General features: G+C 70.6%; 5 protein-coding genes. All 5 read right to left on the minus strand.

Annotated elements, in window-relative coordinates; translation table 11 throughout:
* Positions 1-334: 334 nt before the first annotated feature.
* A complete protein-coding gene (locus tag ACIPYW_RS13305; RefSeq protein ID WP_290131665.1) occupies positions 335-697 on the minus strand; it encodes an RNA polymerase-binding protein RbpA in 363 nt (120 codons plus the stop codon).
* A gap of 3 nt (positions 698-700) precedes the next feature.
* Positions 701-952: a preprotein translocase subunit SecG gene (secG, locus tag ACIPYW_RS13310; protein ID WP_022902309.1), complete on the minus strand. Its 252-nt coding sequence runs from the start codon at positions 950-952 to the stop codon at positions 701-703.
* 117 nt (positions 953-1,069) lie between these two features.
* Positions 1,070-1,849, minus strand: coding sequence for a triose-phosphate isomerase (tpiA, locus tag ACIPYW_RS13315; protein WP_400414278.1), 780 nt, complete (start codon positions 1,847-1,849; stop codon positions 1,070-1,072).
* On the minus strand, positions 1,846-3,063 hold the full coding sequence (locus ACIPYW_RS13320; protein WP_400414280.1) for a phosphoglycerate kinase: 1,218 nt from the start codon (positions 3,061-3,063) through the stop codon (positions 1,846-1,848). The genes tpiA and ACIPYW_RS13320 overlap by 4 nt, the downstream gene beginning before the upstream one ends.
* A gap of 3 nt (positions 3,064-3,066) precedes the next feature.
* Complete coding sequence (gene gap / locus ACIPYW_RS13325) at positions 3,067-4,071, minus strand: type I glyceraldehyde-3-phosphate dehydrogenase (protein WP_400414283.1); 1,005 nt, start codon at positions 4,069-4,071, stop codon at positions 3,067-3,069.
* Between the last annotated feature and the right edge of the window lie 312 nt (positions 4,072-4,383).

A 4,383-nucleotide genomic window follows, 5' to 3' on the forward strand; every position in this document is an offset into this window, starting at 1 on the left:
GTTTTGTTCGTGCACCCGCCCGCCGCGCGTCCCGCCCCCTCCAACCACCGCCCCGCCACCCACCCCCCCCCCCCCCCCGCCGGCGGGGGGGGGGGGGGCGGGCGGCCCCCCCGCCTCCCGTCCGTCGTGTGGGCGCGTGGGACGGTCTCGACTCCCCGTACCCCGCTCCCCGATGGTCACGCATCGTCGCTGTGAGGCGACGTGAGCGACGATCCTCGACCAGCCCACTGACTCCCGACGGGCTGTTGCGACCTGCCGAGGCGCCCACGCGAACCGCCACGCACGAAGGCCCCCGTACCGGATCGGTACGGGGGCCTTCGGACGCGCGTGTGGCCTACTTCGAGGCGGTGCCGCGACGCTCGCGGAGCTGCTGGAGCGCGTCCTCGAGGAGCTGCGCCGCCTCTTCCTCGGTGCGGCGCTCCTTCACGTAGGCGAGGTGCGTCTTGTACGGCTCGGTCTTCGCGACCTGCGGCGGGTTCTCCTTGTCACGACCAGCCGGGAGACCGGTGGACGGCGAGTCGACCGTCTCGGGGATCTCCTCGTCGGGCAGGCCAGCGGCGAAGTACCGCACGACCTCGTTGCCCAGCGCGTCCCAGTACGAGATCGCGACGCGCTCGGCCTGGACCCCGCGGTCCTGCTCGCCCATCGGCCCCGCGCCCACGCGCGATCCGCGGATGGCGCTGCCTCCTGATGCCATGTGTCAGCTCCCCGTCGTGAACTTGTTGATGAGACCGAGCACGATGATCGAGATGATCCAGACCAGACCGAGGATCACCGTGATGCGGTTGAGGTTGCGCTCGGCGACGCCGGACGCCCCGAGGTTGCTCGTCACGCCGCCGCCGAACATGTCGGAGAGGCCGCCACCGCGGCCCTTGTGCAGCAGGATGAGGAGCGTGAGCAGGAGGCTCGTGATCGCGAGCAGGACCTGCAGCACGACGGAGAGAATCGCCACGACGTACCTTTCGTGTCAGTCAGCCGTACGAGTATACCGAGGACGCGTCGCCCCCGGACACGACGGGCCGGGCATGGAACAGGCCGGCCGCGCGAGCGACCGGCCTGTCCGGGTGGATCAGAGTCCGACGTGCTGGCGGAAGCGCGCGATCGCCGCGAACTCCTGCACGTCGAGCGAGGCTCCGCCGACGAGCGCGCCGTCGACGTCGGGCTCGCGGAGGAAGCCGGCGATGTTGCCGGACTTCACCGAGCCGCCGTAGAGGACACGGGTCGCCGCAGCGGCCTCGTCTCCCCAGGCTGCGGCGATGCCGCGACGGATCGCCGCGCACTCCTCTTGGGCCTGGTCGGCGGTGGCTGCCTGGCCGGAGCCGATGGCCCAGACCGGCTCGTAGGCGACGACGATCTCCGCGGGCTGCACCGCGTCGAGGACGACCTGCAGCTGCTCGACCGCGACGACACCGGCGCCGCGTTCCTCGCGCTGCTCACCGGTCTCGCCGACGCAGACGACCGGCACGAGTCCGTGCTTGATCGCCGCGGCGGTCTTGGCCGCCACGACCTCGTCGGTCTCGCCGTGCATCGTCCGCCGCTCGGAGTGACCGACGATGACGTACTGCGCGTCCAGGGCGGCGAGGAACGCTCCCGAGACGTCACCGGTGTAGGCACCGGAGTCGTACTGTGAGAGGTCTTGCGCACCGAAGCGGATCGGCAGCTTGTCCGCTGAGATGAGCGTCTGCACGCTGCGGAGGTCCGTGAAGGGCGGGAACACCGCGACCTCGACGTCGTCGTGGTCGTGGCGGGCATCCTTCAGCGTCCACGCGAGCTTCTGCACGGTGGCGATGGCCTGGAGGTGGTCCAGGTTCATCTTCCAATTCCCCGCGATCAGCGGTGTACGGCTCATCGCGACCACCCCAGTGCTTCGAGACCGGGCAGCGACTTGCCCTCGAGGAACTCGAGGCTCGCACCGCCGCCGGTCGAGATGTGCCCGAACTGGTCGTCCGAGAACCCGAGCGAGCGGACGGCCGCCGCGGAGTCGCCGCCACCGACGACCCCGAGGCCGTCGACCTCGGTGAGCGCCTGCGCGACGGTCTTGGTGCCGGCCGCGAACGCCGGGAACTCGAACACGCCCATCGGCCCGTTCCAGAACACCGTCTTCGATCCGGACACCGCCGCGGCGAAGCGCGACGCGGTCTCGGGGCCGATGTCGAGCCCGATGCCGTCCGTGCCGAACGACGACGATTCGATCGCGTCGGCCGCGACGGTCTCGTGGGAGGCGTCGGCCGCGAACCCGGAGGCCACGACGATGTCGGTCGGCAGGTCGATCGTGACGCCGAGCTCCTGCGCCCGCGAGAGGTACCCGCGGACGGTGTCGAGCTGGTCCGCCTCGAGCAGCGACTTCGCGACCCCGTGGCCCTGGGCCGCGAGGAACGTGAAGAGCATGCCGCCACCGATGCAGAGCGTGTCGACCTGCGGCAGGAGGTGGTCGATGACCCCGAGCTTGTCGCTCACCTTCGAACCGCCGAGCACGACCGTGTACGGGCGCTCGGGCTTCGACGTGAGGCGCTCGAGGACCGTCAGCTCGGTCTCGATGAGCGAACCCGCGGCCGACGGCAGCGCCGAGGCCAGTTCGTACACCGAGGCCTGCTTGCGGTGCACGACACCGAAGCCGTCCGACACGAATGCGTCGCCCAACGCGGCGATCCGCTCGGCGAAGCCCTTGCGCTCGTCGGCGTCCTTCGAGGTCTCCTCCGGGTTGAAGCGGAGGTTCTCGAGCAGCAGGACGTCGCCGTCACCGAGCTCCGCGGCGGCCGCGGTGGCCTCGTCGCCGACGGTCTCGCCGACGAAGGTGACCTCCTTCCCCAGGAGCTCGGAGAGCCGCTGCGCCACGGGGGCGAGCGAGTACTCCGGAGCCGGCGACCCGTCGGGCCGCCCGAGGTGGGAGATCACGATGACGCGCGCGCCGGCGTTGACGAGCGTGTTCAGCGTGTCGAGCGACGCGCGGACGCGGCCGTCGTCGGTGATCGTGCCGTCCTTGAGCGGGACGTTCAGGTCACAGCGGACGACGACGCGCTTGCCGGCGAGGTCGCCGAGGTCGCCGAGAGTTCGGAGCGCCATGGCTTAGAGGCGCTCGCCCACGTACTCGGTGAGGTCGACGAGGCGGTTCGAGTAGCCCCACTCGTTGTCGTACCACGAGGTGATCTTCACGAGGCCGCCGATGACCTTGGTCAGACCGGAGTCGTAGATGGACGAGTGCGGGTCCGTCGTGATGTCGGTCGACACCAGCGGGTCCTCGCTGTAGAGCAGGATGCCCTTCAGCGGGCCCTCCGCGGCCTCCTTGTAGGCGGCGTTGATCTCGTCGACGGTGACCTCGGACTTGGTCTCGAGGGTGAGGTCGGTGATCGAGCCGGTGGGGACCGGGACGCGGAGCGCGAAGCCGTCGAGCTTGCCCGCGAGCTCCGGGAGCACGAGGCCGATGGCCTTGGCTGCACCGGTGGAGGTCGGGACGATGTTCAGGGCGGCGGCGCGGGCACGGCGCGGGTCCTTGTGCGGGCCGTCCTGGAGGTTCTGGTCGGCGGTGTACGCGTGCACCGTCGTCATGAGGCCACGCTCGATGCCGAACTTGTCGTGGAACACCTTGGCGAGCGGCGCGAGGCTGTTCGTGGTGCAGGACGCGTTCGAGATGATGTGGTGGTTCGCGGCGTCGTAGGTGTCCTCGTTCACGCCGAGCACGATGGTGACGTCGTCACCCGTGGCCGGGGCGGAGATGATGACCTTCTTGGCGCCGGCGTCGATGTGCTTCTGCGCATCGGCGGCCTTGGTGAAGAAGCCGGTCGACTCGATGACGATGTCGACGCCCAGCTCGCCCCACGGGAGGTTGACGGGGTCGCGCTCCGCGAGGACCTTGATCGCCTTGCCGTCGACGACGATGTTGTCGCCGTCGAGCTCGACCGTCGCCGGGAGCTTGCCGGTGATCGAGTCGTACTTGAGCAGGTTCGCGAGCGCCGTGTTGTCGGTGAGGTCGTTCACCGCCACGATCTCGAGGTCGGAGCCCTTGGCGAGGGCGGCCCGGAAGAAGTTACGGCCGATTCGGCCGAAGCCGTTGATGCCGATCTTGACGGTCAATGGATCTCCTGGTGGGTGTGGAGCGCCCGAGGGGCGCTGCTTTTCGGAGTCGTGGGCCCCGCGGGCCCACGTGTGGTGGACGATACGCCCCGTAACGTCGCCGTAACGACCCTAGCAGTCGGACACTGCGCGCCCCGCCGGATGACGGTCCGTCCGGACGGTCGCACGCGGTGCCCTGGACGCACCCCCTGAACGGACGGGAGGCGGGGGGGCCCCCGGGCCCCCCCCCCCCGGGGGGGGGGGGGGGCCCCCCCGGGCCCGTGGTCGCGGCCCCCGCCGGCCAGCCCCAGGGCGCAGCGCCCGGGCGCGAGC

It is taken from the genome of Curtobacterium sp. NPDC089689 (genome assembly GCF_044749145.1).
GTDB lineage: Bacteria > Actinomycetota > Actinomycetes > Actinomycetales > Microbacteriaceae > Curtobacterium.

Bases quoted from the DNA above. Each gene is read 5' to 3' on its own strand.
- ACIPYW_RS13305 (WP_290131665.1), bottom strand. From the start codon at position 697: ATGGCATCAGGAGGCAGCGCCATCCGCGGATCGCGCGTGGGCGCGGGG.
- tpiA (WP_400414278.1), bottom strand. From the start codon at position 1,849: ATGAGCCGTACACCGCTGATCGCGGGGAATTGGAAGATGAACCTGGAC.
- ACIPYW_RS13320 (WP_400414280.1), bottom strand. From the start codon at position 3,063: ATGGCGCTCCGAACTCTCGGCGACCTCGGCGACCTCGCCGGCAAGCGC.